Raw genomic sequence first — 1,661 nt, 5'->3', positions numbered from 1 at the left:
GCATCATGACACGCGGCGGTATCGCCCGACGCATGGTTGATGTGTTGCTGCTTGTCATCGGTGGGCTGCGCGGCGGCCTTGCGCCGGTGACCCTGCTCTCCACCTTCGCGCTTTCTGGGGTCTGCGGATCGGCCAGCGCCGACACGGCTGCCATCGGATCGGTGACAATTCCCGAAATGCGCAAGCGCAATTATCCGATGCCTTTCGCCGCGGCTGTCACCGCGACAGCAGGCGCCACGGGTCATCTTCTTCCCCCTTCGATCGATCTGATTATCGTCGGCGTGGTGGCCAACATCTCCGTCGGTGCGCTGTTTCTTGCGGGCGTCGTCCCGGCCCTGGTGAACCTTGTCGCAATGATGGCTCTCACACTTGGCATCGCGGCTTGGCGACAAATGCCTCGCGAGCAAGGAGCGCGTGCCGAGTGGAAGCGCGTCCTGGTCGAGAGTATTCCGGCGCTGCTGATGCCTGGCATTATCCTAGGCGGCATACGCGGAGGGTTTTTCACGCCGACCGAAGCAGCTGGAATCGCCGTAATTTATGGTGGGCTCGTCAGTCTCTTTGTTTATCGCGAGTTGCGTGTGTCCGACCTGCCAACGCTGATGGTGGAAGCCTGCCGTTCCACTGGCGCCGTACTCTTGGTAATAGGCATGGCCAGCGCCCTGTCCTTCTTCTTCACCTTCGAACAGGTGCCTCACCAGATCGCCGAATTCATCACCTCTTTTGCGCACAACGCAGTTGAGTTCCTTCTTATCGTGAATGTTGTCTTTCTGGCTGTGGGCATGATCATGGATGCACTGCCAGCCTTGATCGTGCTTATGCCGATCCTTGTGCCTCTGGCAAAGCAATACGGTCTCGACCCCCTGCACTTCTCCATCATCGTGCTGGCAAATGTCGGTCTCTCGTTCATACATCCGCCGGTTGGGTTGTGCCTTTACATCAGCGCCGCGATTGCGCGGGTGGACATCTGGTCGGCGACGAAAGCAATCCTGCCGTTCTTCTTCGTGCTCCTGGTTATGCTGGTGGTAATTGCGGCATTTCCACAACTCACCCTTTGGCTGCCGACGCACTACGGCATGGGGAATTGACCAGGCGCCATGACCCCTCACGTCGTCGTTATCGGAGCGGGAATCGTCGGGCTTGCTTGCGCCGAGCGCCTGCTGGGGCTTGGAATGCGCGTCACCGTGGTGGACCGCACGCCCGAAGGCGAGAAATGCTCGTGGGGCAACGCCGGCGGCATAGCGGTCACCGAAGTCGTGCCGGCTTCGGTACCTGGCCTTGTCTGGAAGGTACCCGGATGGCTCATGGATCCTGTTGGTCCGTTGTTCGTCAATTGGGCGCATGCTCCCAGTATGTTGCCTTGGTTGATCGCCTTCCTGAAAGCGGGGCGCATCGGCGAGGTGCGTCGGATAGCCGGTGCGCTGAGCGCCCTGAACGCGCTTGTTTATGATGACTTGGTCCCGCTCATGGATAGGATTGGGCTTGCCGGTGATCTGAAGCGGGTTGGTGCAATAACTGTCTATTCCACCAGGCAGGCTTTCAACGCGGACGCGACCGAATGGGCGCTGCGTCGGGACCACGGCATCAAGTGGTCGGTGCTTTCGGCAACCGAACTGCGTGATAGGGAACCGGACCTCTCCGATCGTTTCGAGACTGGCATCTAC

The 1,661-nt window shown here is 59.8% G+C and carries 2 protein-coding genes; both read left to right on the top strand.

All coding sequences use genetic code 11. From position 1 onward, the window contains the following. Window positions 1-1,085 (top strand): TRAP transporter large permease (locus tag EN935_RS34930; RefSeq protein ID WP_164771641.1); only part of this gene is annotated, 1,085 nt, incomplete at its 5' end. Between the two features lie 9 nt (window positions 1,086-1,094). Next, on the top strand, window positions 1,095-1,661 hold a 567-nt coding region (locus EN935_RS34925; RefSeq protein WP_127374170.1), incomplete at its 3' end, for an FAD-dependent oxidoreductase.

The sequence above is a fragment of the Mesorhizobium sp. M7D.F.Ca.US.004.03.1.1 genome (genome assembly GCF_003998635.1).
Lineage (GTDB): Bacteria > Pseudomonadota > Alphaproteobacteria > Rhizobiales > Rhizobiaceae > Mesorhizobium > Mesorhizobium loti.
This window is presented reverse-complemented; position numbering and strand designations above follow the sequence as displayed.